Source organism: Rahnella sp. PCH160 (genome assembly GCF_047784855.1).
In the GTDB taxonomy this organism is placed as follows: Bacteria; Pseudomonadota; Gammaproteobacteria; order Enterobacterales; family Enterobacteriaceae; genus Rahnella.
Genome location: NZ_JBLOGT010000001.1, coordinates 3,459,226 through 3,473,311, shown reverse-complemented (window position 1 = coordinate 3,473,311; position 14,086 = coordinate 3,459,226). Strand labels below are relative to the sequence as shown.

Below are 14,086 nucleotides of genomic sequence, written 5' to 3'. Positions count from 1 at the left end.
AGTTGCGCCCGTCAGAGTGAATGCGAGCCAGTCGGTTAAAGCTCGGCCTTAAAGGTGTGCAGGCGGCGCATGGTTTTTTCCAGACCGTCTTTCATCAGCAATTCCGTGCAACGCAATGACTCGTCGATTGCATCATCAATCAGTTTCTGTTCACTGGCTGGCGGCTTGCCCAGCACAAATCCCACGACTTTGCTTTTATCGCCCGGATGACCGATACCAATGCGCAGGCGGTAGAAGTTCGGGTTGTTACCAAACTTGCTCTGAATGTCTTTCAGCCCGTTGTGGCCGCCATTGCCGCCGCCCAGTTTAATTTTCGCCATGCCCGGCGGGATATCCAGTTCGTCGTGCGCGACCAGAATTTCCTCCGGCTCAATGCGGTAGAACTGCGCCATCGCCAGAACGGCTTTGCCGCTGAGGTTCATAAACGTGGTCGGCACCAGCAAACGGACGTCCTGGCCTGCCAGGGATAAACGCGCGGTGTAACCAAAAAACTTACTTTCTTCTTTTAACTGCTGGTTGTGCTGGCGTGCCAGAAGGTCAACATACCAGGCACCCGCGTTATGACGGGTTTGGGCATATTCGGCTCCGGGATTGGCCAGCCCGACGATCAATTTAATGCTGCTCACGGTTTTCGCTTCTTAATCGGGTGAGGTTTAGCGGGCTAGTTTACCTGTCACTTTTCGCTGTGCCAAATATCAGGCCACGTAATTCCGTTTAAATGGGGGGATTTCTGAATAGTTACGGGTATTAATTATTAACCCTCCGAATGTATCTGGCTGGAAAACGTAAAGAATTGTCATCTGATGTTCTCTGTCTGTGATCGTGACCGCAAAGTGAACCGGATGGGACGTCTATAGTTAAGGCATGAATTAACAAGACAGCAATGATGCTAAGACTATCGACAACCGGAGGTGACAGATGAAACGTAAAACCGCAATGAGACTGGGCAATGCCCTGATGGGACTCGGTTTACTCACAATGGTCGGTGGCGTTGGTTATTCTATTTTAAATCAACTGCCTGAGTTAGGGCTGCCGCAATTTCTGGCACATGGCGCAATCGGCAGTATTTTTATCGGCGCTATTTTGTGGCTGGCGGGTGCCAGAGTCGGTGGACGTGAACGCGTTGCAGATCGCTACTGGTGGGTGCGTCACTATGACTCACGTTGCGCAAACAGTAAGACACATCGCCATTCCTGATTAGCGGCCTGAAAAGAAAAAACCGTTGTCGCTCACGCTTCAACGGTTTTTTGCATTTCTGAATCAGTCAGTGTTTACATTAAACAAAACGCCCCTGAAAAGGGGCGTCGTAATTAATGCTCGAACATCGCAGAAATGGATTCTTCATTGCTGATGCGGCGGATAGCCTCAGCCAGCATGCCTGACAGGGTCAGGGTGCGTACTTTTTTCAGTGCGCGGATTTCTGCGGACAGCGGAATGGTGTCGCATACAATCACTTCGTCGATGACGGAGTTTCTGATGTTTTCCACTGCATTGCCGGAGAAAATTGGGTGAGTTGCGTAAGCGAAAACGCGTTTAGCACCGCGTTCTTTCAGTGCTTCAGCGGCTTTACACAAGGTGCCACCGGTATCGATCATGTCATCAACCAGCACGCAGTCACGGCCAGCGACGTCACCGATGATGTGCATCACCTGAGAAACGTTGGCACGCGGACGGCGTTTATCGATGATAGCCATGTCGGTATCGTTCAGCAGTTTCGCCACGGCGCGGGCGCGAACAACACCCCCGATATCCGGAGAAACAACGATTGGATTTTCCAGATTTTGTTGCAGCATATCTTCGAGCAGGATAGGGCTGCCGAAAACGTTGTCTACTGGTACATCAAAGAAGCCCTGAATCTGCTCTGCGTGCAGGTCAACGGTCAGAACGCGGTCAACACCGACGCTGGACAGGAAGTCAGCAACAACTTTAGCGGTGATTGGCACTCGGGCAGAGCGCACCCGGCGATCCTGACGTGCATAGCCGAAGTAAGGAATAACGGCTGTGATACGACCAGCAGAGGCGCGGCGTAAGGCATCAACCATGACGACCAGTTCCATCAGGTTGTCATTCGTAGGTGCACAAGTGGACTGGATAATGAAAATATCTCCGCCACGTACATTTTCGTTAATTTGCACACTTACTTCACCGTCGCTGAAACGACTGACGGCGGCGTCACCAAGGCTGGTGTATAAACGGTTGGCAATACGTTGTGCTAGTTCCGGGGTGGCGTTACCAGCAAAAAGCTTCATATCAGGCACGAGAAGAACCTCAGGCTTGCGTCCAGGGAAGACATTGGCTTTTGGCACCACCGGGCGGTGAGCGGTACCAAAGCATTATGCTCACGATACTTCTAAATCTTACTACTTAAACTAAAACCGGTTGAATAAGTCGCTGGCAAAGAACAGACACAAAACCACTGTGACTCTCTACGCTTTGCCCGCAGTTCTCAACCTGGCTTCGCGAAAACGGTGCAACGGTGAAACGTTTACACCGCGTGCAACAAAACCCCGACTCCATGCTGGGATTTGTTCTAAAACCTGACGGGCCTCGGTTTCGGTGTCGAATTCGGCAAACACACAAGCACCTGTTCCGGTCAGTCGCGACGGCGCGTATTCTAACAGCCAAGAAAGTAGCTGTTCAACCTCGTAAAAACGTTTTCTCGCAATCGGTTCGCAATCATTTGCGTAAGGCGTGTTCAAAAGCACATTTACAGGGCGTTTTGGTGTATTTCTGGTCAGTTCAGGATCGCTGAAGATCACCGGAGTCGGAATGTGAACGCCGGGGTGAACCACCAGGAACCATTTTTCCGCCGGTGTGACCGGTTGCAGGATTTCACCAATGCCTTCGGCAAATGCGGCAAAACCCATCACAAAGACCGGCACGTCTGCGCCCAGCGTAATGCCGAGTCCGGCAAGTTCGGTGTCCGTCAGCCCGCAATCCCACAATGTGTTCAGGGCAACCAGCACGGTCGCGGCGTTAGAGGAACCGCCACCCAGACCACCGCCCATCGGGATCTGCTTTTGCAGCGAAATCTCAGCGCCAAGCGCGCATCCCGTGTGTTTTTGCAAAAGACGTGCGGCGCGCACCACCAGATTCTCGTCGTCTGAAACGCCTTCAACCGGCGTTGTCAGGGCGATAACGCCGTCGGTGCGCACGTTAAAAGTCAGCGCGTCGCCGTAATCGAGAAACTGAAACAGGGTCTGCAAATCGTGGTAGCCGTTGAGCCGTTGCCCGGTGATATAAAGAAACAAATTGAGTTTAGCCGGAGACGGCCACAATTGCTGCGTCATCTCAGTTTAATGTCCAGTTATCCATTTTCAGCTTGATGCGCTGTTCTCCCTGGGTCATTTCCAGACGTTGCGGCAGGGAAGGTTTGGCATCGTCGTCATAGCTCTGATACACCACGGTGCCGCTCTGGCCGTTCTGGGTGAATTTGACCTGCGACAGGCGATACTGGCTGTCGAGGGTAAAATCGGTGCCATCACCCGGCAGGCCGAGCATCCACAAACGCAGGTTGGACAGCGGAATCGACATGCCGGTGAGTTTTTGGATCATGTCGTCAGGATTGTTGCTGGTGTAATGCTTGCCTTCGTTGTTGGTCAGTTGCGCGATGCCGCTTTGGACTTTCAGCTCCATTTCGGTGCTGCCGAGCGGATTGGTCAGCAGCAGGCGGTAGCTGTCCGGGGAATATTGTTGCCAGAAGAAGCGGGCGTAGACTTTTTGTCTGTCTGAGATATAAGCGAAAGAGCCACGGGTCTGATAATGCTCGAGTTGTTTGACCTGAGCTTCGTGTTCACGCCATTGCGGGGACGTCGGGCTGGTCGCCGGGCCTTTCGGCGCATTAATCGAACATGCAGCAAGCACTAAACTTGCCAGAGGGAGAAGGCGAACAAAATGTGTTTTACGCATTGGCATAACAGGTAAATCCTTTGTGCTTTGGCGGCAGTGGCTTTTATAAACAGAAAAGGGGCCAGACAAATACGGCGTGCGCTAGTTTAGCACAGCCAGCACATCGGGTGATCGGCACCCGGTACAGATGATCGACGATCGGAGAGTTTTGGGACAATACTGATTTGTAAATGGATTTAACGTTAGATGCTGTACGGCTTTTATTGATCCCGCGCATCTTGTAGAATGCGCAGCAGACGTAAACCCATACTATTATAAAGTATAAGTCGATAATCGCTTCCCATATGACCCTGCTTGCATTAGGTATCAACCATAAAACTGCCCCAGTGTCTCTGCGTGAACGGGTAACTTTTTCCCCCGAGACTCTGAATGAGGCGCTCTCCAGTCTGCTCCAGCAACCGCTGGTGCAGGGCGGAGTCGTGTTGTCTACCTGTAACCGGACGGAGCTCTATCTGAGCGTCGAACAACAGGAAAACCTGCAAGAGCAACTGGTGAAATGGTTATGTGATTATCATCATCTCAGTGAAGATGAAGTGCGTAAAAGCTTGTACTGGCACCATGATAACGAAGCCGTCAGCCATCTGATGCGCGTAGCGAGCGGGCTCGATTCGCTGGTGTTGGGCGAACCGCAAATCCTCGGACAGGTCAAAAAAGCCTTTGCCGAATCGCAAAATGGCCGGGCAGTATCCGGCGAACTGGAACGCCTGTTCCAGAAATCCTTCTCCGTCGCCAAGCGTGTCCGCACTGAAACCGATATCGGCGCCAGTGCCGTTTCTGTGGCTTTCGCTGCCTGTACGCTGGCGCGCCAGATTTTCGAATCCCTTTCCGATGTGAATGTGCTGCTGGTGGGTGCGGGTGAAACCATCGAGCTGGTAGCGCGTCATCTGCGTCAGCACAATGTCCGCCACATGATGATTGCGAACCGTACCCGCGAACGTGCGCAGGCGCTGGCAACCGAAGTGAACGCAGAAGTGATCAGCTTGCAGGATATTGACTCCCGTCTGGCTGAAGCCGACATTATTATCAGTTCTACCGCCAGCCCGCTGCCGATTATCGGTAAAGGGATGGTCGAACGTGCGCTGAAAGCGCGCCGTAATCAGCCGATGCTGATGGTCGATATCGCCGTGCCGCGTGATATCGAACCGGAAGTCGGTAAGCTTGCCAACGCGTATTTGTACAGCGTTGATGACCTGCACAGCATTATTCAAAACAATCTTGCCCAGCGTAAAGCCGCCGCGATTCAGGCGGAAACGATCGTTGAGCAGGAAAGCTCAAACTTCATGGCCTGGCTGCGTTCGCAGGGAGCCGTTGAAATTATTCGTGATTATCGCTCGCGTGCTGATATTATTCGCGCCGACGCACAAGCAAAAGCCTTAGCCGCTATCGCGCAGGGCGCTGACGTCGAAGCGGTGATCCAGGAATTAGCCCACAAATTGACCAACCGCCTTATTCACGCGCCAACCCGTTCTCTGCAACAGGCAGCCAGCGACGGTGATGTGGAGCGTTTGCAAATTTTACGCGACAGCCTCGGGCTGGATCAGCAATAGTTCTCCTTTTCTCACAGGGTTAAACACCACGCATGAAGCCTTCTATTGTTGCCAAACTGGAAGCGTTACAAGAGCGCCACGAAGAAGTGCAGGCGATGCTCGGCGATGCCAGCGTCATTGCCGATCAGGATAAATTCCGCAGTCTTTCCCGCGAATACTCTCAGTTAACGTCCGTTTCCGAATGTTTTCTGGCCTGGCGTCAGGCGCAGGAAGATTTAGAGACTGCCGAGATGATGCTCGACGATCCAGAGATGCGCGAAATGGCGCAGGACGAAATCAAAGACTGCAAAGCCACCATCGAAGATCTCGAACAAAAATTACAACTTCTGTTACTGCCGAAAGACCCGGACGACGAGCGCGGCTGTTTCCTCGAAATCCGTGCAGGAACCGGCGGTGATGAAGCGGCGATTTTTGCCGGTGATTTATTCCGCATGTACAGCCGCTACGCAGAATCGCGTCGCTGGCGTGTGGAAATTGTGAGCGCCAGCGAAGGCGAGCACGGCGGATATAAAGAAGTCATCGCCAAAGTCAGCGGTGAGGGCGCATACGGACAGTTCAAGTTTGAATCCGGCGGTCATCGCGTTCAGCGCGTGCCGGAAACCGAATCTCAGGGACGTATTCATACGTCGGCCTGTACCGTGGCCGTGATGCCGGAAATTCCCGAAGCCGAACTGCCGGAAATCAACGCCGGTGATCTGCGCATTGATACCTTCCGTTCCTCCGGTGCGGGCGGTCAGCACGTTAACACCACCGATTCTGCGATCCGTATTACCCATATTCCGACCGGTATCGTGGTGGAGTGTCAGGACGAGCGTTCTCAGCACAAAAACAAAGCCAAGGCGATGTCCGTGCTCGGCGCGCGTATCCGTGCGGCAGAAGTGGCGAAACGTCACGCGGAAGAAGCCTCGACGCGCCGTAACCTGCTGGGCACCGGTGACCGTTCAGACCGTAACCGGACTTACAATTTCCCGCAGGGTCGCGTGACCGATCACCGCATCAACCTGACCATTTACCGTCTCGATGAAGTGATGGAAGGCAAACTCGATTCGCTGATCCAGCCGATTGTGCAGGAATATCAGGCCGATCAGCTTGCCGCACTGTCTGAGCAGGACTGATGGATTTTCAGTGCTGGCTGCGCGACGCCACCCGCCGTCTGGCTGCGGGTGAAAGCCCGAAGCGAGACGCTGAAATCCTGCTCGGCTTTGTGACTGGCCGGGCAAGAACCTACATGATGGCGTTTGGCGAAACACCGCTGACAGCCACTGAGCTTCAACAACTGGACACCCTTCTGGCGCGACGCGAGCAGGGTGAACCGGTTGCCTATCTGACCGGCGAACGCGAGTTCTGGTCATTGCCGCTGTCCGTTTCTCCTGCCACGTTAATTCCCCGCCCTGATACGGAATGTCTGGTTGAACAGGCCCTTGCCCGTTTGCCGTCTGAGCCGGTGAACGTGCTGGATTTGGGCACAGGAACAGGCGCGATTGCGTTAGCGCTGGCCAGTGAACGGCCAGACTGCCAGCTCACCGGTGTTGATTTGCAGCCCGACGCGGTAGCGCTGGCGCAATACAACGCGCAAAAGCTGAAAATCAGCAATGTGCGGTTTTTACAGGGCAGCTGGTTTTCGCCGGTCGCGGGTGAAACGTTCGCACTCATTGCCAGCAATCCGCCGTACATTGACGCCGCCGATCCGCATCTTGCGCAAGGTGACGTTCGTTTCGAACCGGCCAGTGCGCTGGTGGCAGAAAATGCCGGTCTTGCTGATCTGGCTCATATTATTCAAACCGCACCCGCGTATCTTCAAAAAGGCGGCTGGCTGTTGCTCGAACATGGCTGGCAGCAGGCGACAGACGTGCAAACACTTTTGCGCGATGCCGGTTATCAGCAGGTTTCGACTGTGAAAGATTATAGCGGCAATGACCGCGTCAGCCTCGGACAGTGGAATTCGTAGTCAAAACCTCTTGATTTTAAAACGATAAATGAAGGAAACAGGCAATGGCGTATGTCTGGATAAAGCAACTCCATCTGCTCACGATCACCCTGAGTATTTCGCTGTTTGTTTTACGATTTTTTTGGAAATGGGCGGGTTCTGCTATGATGCAGAAGCGCTGGGTGAAGATAGTCCCGCACATTGTGGACACCTTGCTGCTTTTAAGCGGCATTTCGCTTATCTTCATCACACACTTTTATCCGTTCAGCCCACAGGGAACCTGGCTGACCGAAAAGATTTTTGGCGTTATTATCTATATCGCGCTGGGCTTTGTGGCCCTGAGCAAGCGACCGATTAGCCAGAAGACCCGCTGGCTGGCCTTTATTCTGGCGCTCGCTTGCCTGTATCTGGTTCTCAAACTGGCGCTGACGAAAATACCGCTGCTAATGGGACAACTATGAGTACCCTTGCTGATTTTGAATTTAACACCGCCCGGCTCAGTACCGGGGTGATCAAAGTAACGGAATCTGTGCGTTTTGATTTCAATGCGGACGATGTTCGCCGCCAGCTTAAAACGCTGGTCGAGGAAGCTCGCCGCGTCGTTCCTGAGGACCTTGATCAGGATCAGCAGCTTGAAGTGTTGATTGAACTGTTTTACCGCACGTGGGGATTTGGTGGTGCGGGCGGCGTTTATCGCCTGTCTGATGCTATCTGGATCGACAAAGTGCTGGCTTCGCGTCAGGGGACGCCGGTTTCTCTGGGCGTGATCTTCCTGCACATCGCGCATGAGCTGGATTTGCCGCTGATGCCGGTCATCTTCCCGACTCAGCTCATTCTTCGCGCCGACTGGATGGACGAAGAAATGTGGCTGCTCAACCCGATCAACGGCGACACGCTTAATGAGCACATGCTCAACGTGTGGCTGAAGGGGAATCTGGGCGTCACGGCGATAATCGAAGATGATGACCTGGAAGAAGCGGATAACACGATGATCGTGCGCAAAATGCTCGACACGCTGAAAGCCGCGCTGATGGAAGAAAAACAGTTTGAACTGGCGCTGCGGGCCAGTGAAACGGTTTTACAGTTTGATCCGGATGACCCGTATGAAATCCGCGACCGGGGTCTGATTTATGCTCAGCTGGAGTGTGACCACGTGGCGATTTCCGATCTCAGCTATTTTGTAGAGCAGTGCCCGGAAGACCCGATTTCAGAAGTGATTAAAATGCAAATCCATTCGATTGAGCACAAGCACGTCACGTTGCACTAATTTAAAGTTACCTTACGTTATCATCTGATCAATGCTGATGAAAAAACGCGTTGACGCATTTTCAGGTGAAGGATTTATCATTAAAAAGGCCAAAGCATGAAACATAAAGTGGTTAGCATTCAGGATATTAAAGTCGCCAACGATCTGCCGTTTGTGTTGTTCGGTGGGATGAACGTACTCGAATCACGCGATATGGCGATGCGTGTATGTGAACATTACGTCACCGTGACACAGAAACTCGGCATTCCTTACGTTTTCAAAGCGTCTTTTGATAAAGCCAACCGCTCGTCGATTCATTCCTACCGTGGTCCGGGTCTGGATGAAGGGATGAAAATCTTTCAGGAACTGAAGAAAACCTTTGGTGTGAAAATCATCACCGACGTTCACGAATCCTGGCAGGCACAGCCGGTTGCAGACGTGGTTGATGTGATTCAGCTGCCCGCATTCCTGGCGCGTCAGACTGACCTGGTTGAAGCCATGGCAAAAACCGGTGCCGTGATTAACGTGAAAAAACCTCAGTTTGTCAGCCCTGGCCAGATGGGTAACATCTTGGACAAATTCAAAGAAGGCGGCAACGATCAGGTTATTCTGTGTGATCGTGGCAGCAACTTCGGGTATGACAACCTGGTTGTCGACATGCTGGGCATGAACGTGATGATCAACGCCACGGGCGGACATCCGGTGATCTTCGACGTGACTCACGCACTGCAAACCCGCGACCCGTTCGGCGCAGCGTCTGGCGGCCGTCGTGCGCAGGTTGCAGAACTGGCGCGCGCAGGCATGGCGGTCGGCATCGCGGGCCTGTTCATCGAAGCACACGAAGATCCGGCGAATGCGAAATGCGACGGCCCGTCTGCTCTGCCGCTGGCGAAACTGGAGCCTTTCCTGCTTCAGATGAAAGCCATCGACGACCTGGTGAAAAGCTTCCCGGCGCTCGATACCAGCAAGTAATTTGCGGTGTGACTGTCAGTAAAAAGGCGACCTTCGGGTCGCCTTTGTTGTTTTGGGATAAACGTTTTGAAAAGCTTACAGGGCGTCCTGTAAATTCCCGTGGAAACTCAGACGGCCTTCGACCGGCTGCATTCTGGCGCGTGCGAGGGTTTTCAGCGGCTGGAAAGGGATTTCTGCAATACGCAGTTCTGTCTCTGCGGGCAGTGCATCGATAAAGTGGCGCAAGGCGTTAACGCCGCCGGCATCCAGAACAGCGACGCGATCCCACAGCAGGATAATCACTTTTTTGCCGTCGGCACGTACCTGAAGTTCGCTGAAGATGCGCTCGGCGGCGGCGAAGAATAACGGCCCGTTAACGCGCAGAACCAGCGTGGTGTCCGGCGTGTCGACGGCGACTTCGGTCAGGCGCGTCAGCCGTGCAATGCGGCGCATAAACAGCAGCGAGGCCATCACGATCCCGGCTGTGATCGCGATCACCATATCGAACAACACCGTCAGGCTCATGCAGGTCAGCATCACCAGAATGTCGTCTTTCGGCGCGCGGCGCAGTAAATCCACCACTTTATGCGCTTCACTCATGTTCCACGCCACCATCAGCAGCAGTGCCGCCATTGCTGCCAGCGGAAGCCAGGAAAGCAGCGGAGCAAGAACGAGCAGGGCAAGAATGACCAGCAGCGAGTGAATGATGGCGGAAACCGGCGATGTTGCACCGGCACGCACGTTCGCCGCCGATCGTGCTATGGCCGCCGTGGCCGTAATCCCGCCAAAGAACGGGCTGACTATGTTGCCAATACCCTGACCGATCAGTTCATTGTCCGAATGGTGTTTTTTGCCGGTCATTCCGTCTAGCACCACGGCGCACAGCAGGGATTCAATCGCGCCCAGCATCGCCATCGAAAATGCGGCGGGCAGTAATGCCTGAACCAGCGACCAGCTCAGGCCGCTGCCGTCAGGCTGTGTCCAGGGCAGTGCAAACTGCGGCAGAATGGGCGGAATGCCGTTGCCCTGCGAGCCGTCCGGCAGCAGGAAATGAAAACGTGAGCCGATGGTGGCGACCGGATGCCCGGTCTGCATGAAAATCGCCATGACGGCGCAACCGGCCAGTAACGCAGGCAAGTGTCCGGGGAGGCGCAGCCCGAGTTTTGGCCACAGAATCAGCACGCCGAGCGTCACAATACCAATCGCGGCATCGCCGATATCCAGCGTCGGCAGCGCCATCACCAGCGCGGCGACTTTACTGAGGTAATGCTCCGGCACGCTGGCCATCGTCAGGCCAAAGAAATCCTTGAACTGCATCGTCCCGATGGTAATCGCAATCCCCGACGTAAAGCCGAGCGTCACCGGCAGCGGAATGTATTCGATCAACCGGCCAAAACGCGCCAGCCCCATCAGCAGCAGGATAAAGCCGGACATCAGCGTTGCCAGCAACAGCCCCGACAAACCGAACTGCTGCGAAACCGGATAAAGAATGACGACGAATGCCGCCGTGGGGCCGGAGACGCTAAAACGCGAGCCGCCGAAAATGGCGATGATAATGCCCGCGATTGCCGAGGTATACAGCCCGTACTGGGGCGGAACCCCGCTGGCAATCGCCAGTGCCATTGCCAGCGGAATGGCAATGATCCCGACCGTGACGCCCGCAATAGCATCTTTGAGTAAGCGCGGAAGGGTATATTTTTCACGAAAACAGGCGTCTGTCAGGGCGCTGAAAAGCCTGACATGGCGTCTTCCTGAGGTATTCATAAGGCGTAAACCACCTGGCGAAAAGAATGAAAGAGAACCCGGTATTTTAATACCGGAAAAACCCTAGAATACGCCGTTTTGGATGTTGTCGTGTAGACATAAATCAAGGCTTGTTAACAGAAAGGCGCGTAAGCTGCATAACAACATGATTACTGGCAATGTGACGTGCCGCCAGATATTAAACAGCAAGCCACGACGCACGTATTCATCATCTATATTTAAGTTAATACCCGTTAATCGGATAGGGAAAGCGTGAGAGGGCACCGTTAACCATGCCGGATATATTGTCTCTGGGAAGTTTGTATGCGGATCTATGCGTTACCTACGCCACGCTCTCAATCAGTTTTTTTGTACTGAGCCGCAGCGAACCTTTTACGTTTAAAGGATCCCACTGGAAACGGCTGGCTTTTGGTCTGGTCGCGGGGATCACCGCACTGTATCTGCGTGGCAATCAACTGGTCCTGACTGATGACTTATCGTTCAGTTTTGAAATGTTGCCGATGATTTTAGTGACGTTTTTCGGTGGCTGGCTCAGCGGATTGTGCAGTTATGGGGTGGCGTTTTTCTTCAGCGGCATGTTTACGCTCAATAATCTGTTCATCGGCATTATTCTTGGCACGCTGTTTTTATTTCGTGTCTGGAGAAGGCGTAAACATCGCGAACTGTATATTACCATTGTACTGGTCGGTATTTTTCGGCTGGCGCTGGTTTCCAGTATTCATGGTATTCATGTGCCCTGGACTGAGCTGATATTTTATCAGGCTATTGCTGCCTGCTGCATGATCCTCTGTTATCACGCCTTAAATTATAAAGAAATCTACATGCATAAAGTCTTCATCACCCGGGTGAAGGCTGCAACCGACGAACTGACGCAAATTAATAACCGCGCCAGCCTGGATTACTGGCTGGCACAGCGGCAAATCCAGCGCGAAGCCTGCGGTTTAATATTGCTGGATATCGATAACTTCAAGCGGGTGAATGACACGCTCGGCCATCTGGCGGGCGATCGTGTATTAATTGAGGTAGGACGTTTATTACGGCATCTGACGCGCAACGAAGATTTTGCCGGACGATACGGCGGCGAAGAATTTCTGGTGATGACCTCTGCGTTTGACCCCGCGACTTTGCTCACCATCGCGGAACGTATCCGCAAAGAAGTGGAAGATTGTGTGATCTATCTTGAAGACGGTCTCGAACTGAGAGTGACAGTGTCACTGGGCGTTTCATTGTATTTACCGGGTATGATCATTCGTAAGTCGCTGAAACTGGCCGATCTTTCGTTGTACGAGGCGAAACGAAAAGGCAAAAACTGTGTGGTGGGCAGTTCTATTCTGACACTGGCGGAGTTGGGAAATAAGCACCACACGCACAAAATGTAAAAGGAGCCTTTCGGCTCCTTGTCTGCCTATCCACAGTTACTTCAGCGTACCTTCTTCAATTTTCGGCGGATACGTCAAATCCGCGTCTTTTCGCATCTTCGCGACGTCTTTCGCCGTCACCGTTGCCCCCGCCGGATTACCAAACTGCGTGCTGACATAATTGCTCAGCGTCGCAATCTGCTCATCATTCAGCTGGTTAGCGAACGAAGGCATCATGATTTCGCCTTCATTCATATGGCGCTGAACGCCATTGAGGATCACCGAAACCTGATTCCGGCTGTCGTAGGAACCGGTGCTGGTATGGCTGAACAGGGACGGATATGCGTGGAATCCTTCGCCGCTGCCCGCGCCGCCTTTACCGTGGCAAGCTGTGCAACTGGCATTAAACAGTGCGGCGGCAGATTCATTCACCGTTTGCCCTCCGGCGCGCAGAGGATAAACATCCTGATTCTGCTGGCCCCAGGCATCGCGCGGTTTGGTCTGTTTGTCGTCACCGATAGCCGGAACGGAACGGAGATAGGTTGCAATCGCGTTCAGGTCGCTGTCAGACAGGTGTTGCAGGCTATGCTCGATCGCTTCGCCCATCGCACCGGACGCCGATGCCTTACCCGCCACAAAACCGGTTTTCAGGTAGGTCACCAGTTCCTGTTGCGACCAGGTGCCAATCCCGGCGTTTTTGTCCGGTGTGATGTTAAACGCCACCCAGGCCCCTAAATCACCGCCGGAAAACGCTTTGTCGGTGTCCATGCCCATGGTCAGCGTGCGCGGCGTGTGACAGGTGCCGCAATGCTCAAGCGCTTCCACCAGATATGCGCCACGGTTCCAGTCCGCAGATTTGGACGGATCGTTTTTCAGCTCGCCTTTATCGAAGTTAAATAACTTCCACACGCGCATGCCCCAGCGCTGGTTGAACGGGAAAGACAAATCAGTTTGCGGCCCGGCGGAATGCACCGCAGGTAGCGACATCAGATAAGCTTTCACCGCCAGCACGTCGTCGCGTTTCATCTTGGTGAACGAGTCATACGGCATCGCCGGATACAGCTGTTGCCCGTCTTTGCCGACACCTTCACGCACCGCGCGCACGAACTCATCATCTGTCCAGCTGCCGATACCAAATTCTTTATCGGAAGAAATATTGGTGCCGTAAATCACCCCGAAAGGTGAGGCCAGCGGATAACCGCCGCCAAATTTCGCGGTTTTGTCGGCACCCGGTGCCGTATGGCAGGCGGTGCAGTCTCCGGCGGTCGCCAGATATTCGCCGCGTTTGACAAGTTGTGCATTGCCTGACGCGTTATCTGCCCAGGCGCTGGTCGCCGCCATTAACGGCAGCATCGCCAGCATGAATTTCATGTTCATTGCTCAG

The 14,086-nt window shown here is 53.6% G+C and carries 14 protein-coding genes; 8 read left to right on the top strand and 6 right to left on the bottom strand.

Annotation, left to right across the window (positions count from 1 at the left end; translation table 11 throughout):
* Window positions 1-35: 35 nt before the first annotated feature.
* Complete coding sequence (gene pth, locus ACM5QY_RS15990; protein WP_416121724.1) at window positions 36-626, bottom strand: aminoacyl-tRNA hydrolase; 591 nt, start codon at window positions 624-626, stop codon at window positions 36-38.
* Between the two features lie 292 nt (window positions 627-918).
* Between pth and ychH the strand changes: the two genes are divergently transcribed.
* Entirely contained in the window at window positions 919-1,197 is a 279-nt protein-coding gene (ychH, locus tag ACM5QY_RS15985; RefSeq protein WP_104921954.1) for a stress-induced protein YchH, read from the top strand.
* Between the two features lie 113 nt (window positions 1,198-1,310).
* Here the strand turns inward: ychH and prs are convergent, their stop codons facing one another.
* The 3 genes from prs to lolB form a co-directional block, all read right to left on the bottom strand.
* Window positions 1,311-2,258: a ribose-phosphate diphosphokinase gene (gene prs / locus ACM5QY_RS15980; protein WP_104921955.1), complete on the bottom strand. Its 948-nt coding sequence runs from the start codon at window positions 2,256-2,258 to the stop codon at window positions 1,311-1,313.
* Window positions 2,259-2,426: 168 nt separating this feature from the next.
* Complete coding sequence (gene ispE / locus ACM5QY_RS15975; RefSeq protein ID WP_416121723.1) at window positions 2,427-3,290, bottom strand: 4-(cytidine 5'-diphospho)-2-C-methyl-D-erythritol kinase; 864 nt, start codon at window positions 3,288-3,290, stop codon at window positions 2,427-2,429.
* Window position 3,291: 1 nt separating this feature from the next.
* A complete protein-coding gene (gene lolB / locus ACM5QY_RS15970; protein WP_416121722.1) occupies window positions 3,292-3,915 on the bottom strand; it encodes a lipoprotein insertase outer membrane protein LolB in 624 nt (207 codons plus the stop codon).
* Window positions 3,916-4,193: 278 nt separating this feature from the next.
* Here lolB and hemA point away from each other — a divergent pair, with 278 nt between their 5' ends.
* The 6 genes from hemA (at window position 4,194) to kdsA (ending at window position 9,601) form a co-directional block, all read left to right on the top strand.
* Window positions 4,194-5,456, top strand: a complete 1,263-nt coding sequence (gene hemA / locus ACM5QY_RS15965) for a glutamyl-tRNA reductase (protein WP_416121721.1) — start codon at window positions 4,194-4,196, stop codon at window positions 5,454-5,456.
* A gap of 32 nt (window positions 5,457-5,488) precedes the next feature.
* On the top strand, window positions 5,489-6,571 hold the full coding sequence (prfA, locus tag ACM5QY_RS15960) for a peptide chain release factor 1 (RefSeq protein ID WP_416121720.1): 1,083 nt from the start codon (window positions 5,489-5,491) through the stop codon (window positions 6,569-6,571).
* Window positions 6,571-7,404 carry a peptide chain release factor N(5)-glutamine methyltransferase gene (gene prmC / locus ACM5QY_RS15955; RefSeq protein WP_416121719.1) on the top strand — a complete coding sequence of 278 codons (834 nt, stop codon included), beginning with the start codon at window positions 6,571-6,573 and terminating at the stop codon, window positions 7,402-7,404. Before prfA ends, prmC begins: the two co-directional genes overlap by 1 nt.
* Window positions 7,405-7,448: 44 nt before the next feature.
* Complete coding sequence (locus ACM5QY_RS15950; RefSeq protein WP_416121718.1) at window positions 7,449-7,844, top strand: SirB2 family protein; 396 nt, start codon at window positions 7,449-7,451, stop codon at window positions 7,842-7,844.
* Window positions 7,841-8,650, top strand: a complete 810-nt coding sequence (gene sirB1, locus ACM5QY_RS15945; protein WP_416121717.1) for an invasion regulator SirB1 — start codon at window positions 7,841-7,843, stop codon at window positions 8,648-8,650. The genes ACM5QY_RS15950 and sirB1 overlap by 4 nt, the downstream gene beginning before the upstream one ends.
* Window positions 8,651-8,746: 96 nt before the next feature.
* Window positions 8,747-9,601 carry a 3-deoxy-8-phosphooctulonate synthase gene (gene kdsA / locus ACM5QY_RS15940; RefSeq protein ID WP_416121716.1) on the top strand — a complete coding sequence of 285 codons (855 nt, stop codon included), beginning with the start codon at window positions 8,747-8,749 and terminating at the stop codon, window positions 9,599-9,601.
* Between the two features lie 75 nt (window positions 9,602-9,676).
* Here kdsA and dauA read toward each other — a convergent pair whose 3' ends face one another.
* Window positions 9,677-11,344: a C4-dicarboxylic acid transporter DauA gene (gene dauA / locus ACM5QY_RS15935; protein ID WP_416121715.1), complete on the bottom strand. Its 1,668-nt coding sequence runs from the start codon at window positions 11,342-11,344 to the stop codon at window positions 9,677-9,679.
* Window positions 11,345-11,616: 272 nt separating this feature from the next.
* Here dauA and ACM5QY_RS15930 point away from each other — a divergent pair, with 272 nt between their 5' ends.
* Entirely contained in the window at window positions 11,617-12,723 is a 1,107-nt protein-coding gene (locus tag ACM5QY_RS15930) for a GGDEF domain-containing protein (protein ID WP_416121714.1), read from the top strand.
* A gap of 36 nt (window positions 12,724-12,759) precedes the next feature.
* Here ACM5QY_RS15930 and ACM5QY_RS15925 read toward each other — a convergent pair whose 3' ends face one another.
* The gene (locus tag ACM5QY_RS15925; RefSeq protein ID WP_416121713.1) at window positions 12,760-14,079 is read right to left on the bottom strand and encodes a c-type cytochrome; all 1,320 of its coding nucleotides are present in this window, start codon (window positions 14,077-14,079) and stop codon (window positions 12,760-12,762) included.
* Window positions 14,080-14,086: the final 7 nt, after the last annotated feature.

What these genes read in the sequence shown, in the direction of transcription:
- ychH (WP_104921954.1), top strand. Translation starts at nt 919, where the DNA reads ATGAAACGTAAAACCGCAATGAGACTGGGCAATGCCCTGATGGGACTC.
- ispE (WP_416121723.1), bottom strand. Translation starts at nt 3,290, where the DNA reads ATGACGCAGCAATTGTGGCCGTCTCCGGCTAAACTCAATTTGTTTCTT.
- lolB (WP_416121722.1), bottom strand. Translation starts at nt 3,915, where the DNA reads ATGCCAATGCGTAAAACACATTTTGTTCGCCTTCTCCCTCTGGCAAGT.
- hemA (WP_416121721.1), top strand. Translation starts at nt 4,194, where the DNA reads ATGACCCTGCTTGCATTAGGTATCAACCATAAAACTGCCCCAGTGTCT.
- prfA (WP_416121720.1), top strand. Translation starts at nt 5,489, where the DNA reads ATGAAGCCTTCTATTGTTGCCAAACTGGAAGCGTTACAAGAGCGCCAC.
- prmC (WP_416121719.1), top strand. Translation starts at nt 6,571, where the DNA reads ATGGATTTTCAGTGCTGGCTGCGCGACGCCACCCGCCGTCTGGCTGCG.
- ACM5QY_RS15950 (WP_416121718.1), top strand. Translation starts at nt 7,449, where the DNA reads ATGGCGTATGTCTGGATAAAGCAACTCCATCTGCTCACGATCACCCTG.
- sirB1 (WP_416121717.1), top strand. Translation starts at nt 7,841, where the DNA reads ATGAGTACCCTTGCTGATTTTGAATTTAACACCGCCCGGCTCAGTACC.
- kdsA (WP_416121716.1), top strand. Translation starts at nt 8,747, where the DNA reads ATGAAACATAAAGTGGTTAGCATTCAGGATATTAAAGTCGCCAACGAT.
- dauA (WP_416121715.1), bottom strand. Translation starts at nt 11,344, where the DNA reads ATGAATACCTCAGGAAGACGCCATGTCAGGCTTTTCAGCGCCCTGACA.
- ACM5QY_RS15930 (WP_416121714.1), top strand. Translation starts at nt 11,617, where the DNA reads ATGCCGGATATATTGTCTCTGGGAAGTTTGTATGCGGATCTATGCGTT.
- ACM5QY_RS15925 (WP_416121713.1), bottom strand. Translation starts at nt 14,079, where the DNA reads ATGAACATGAAATTCATGCTGGCGATGCTGCCGTTAATGGCGGCGACC.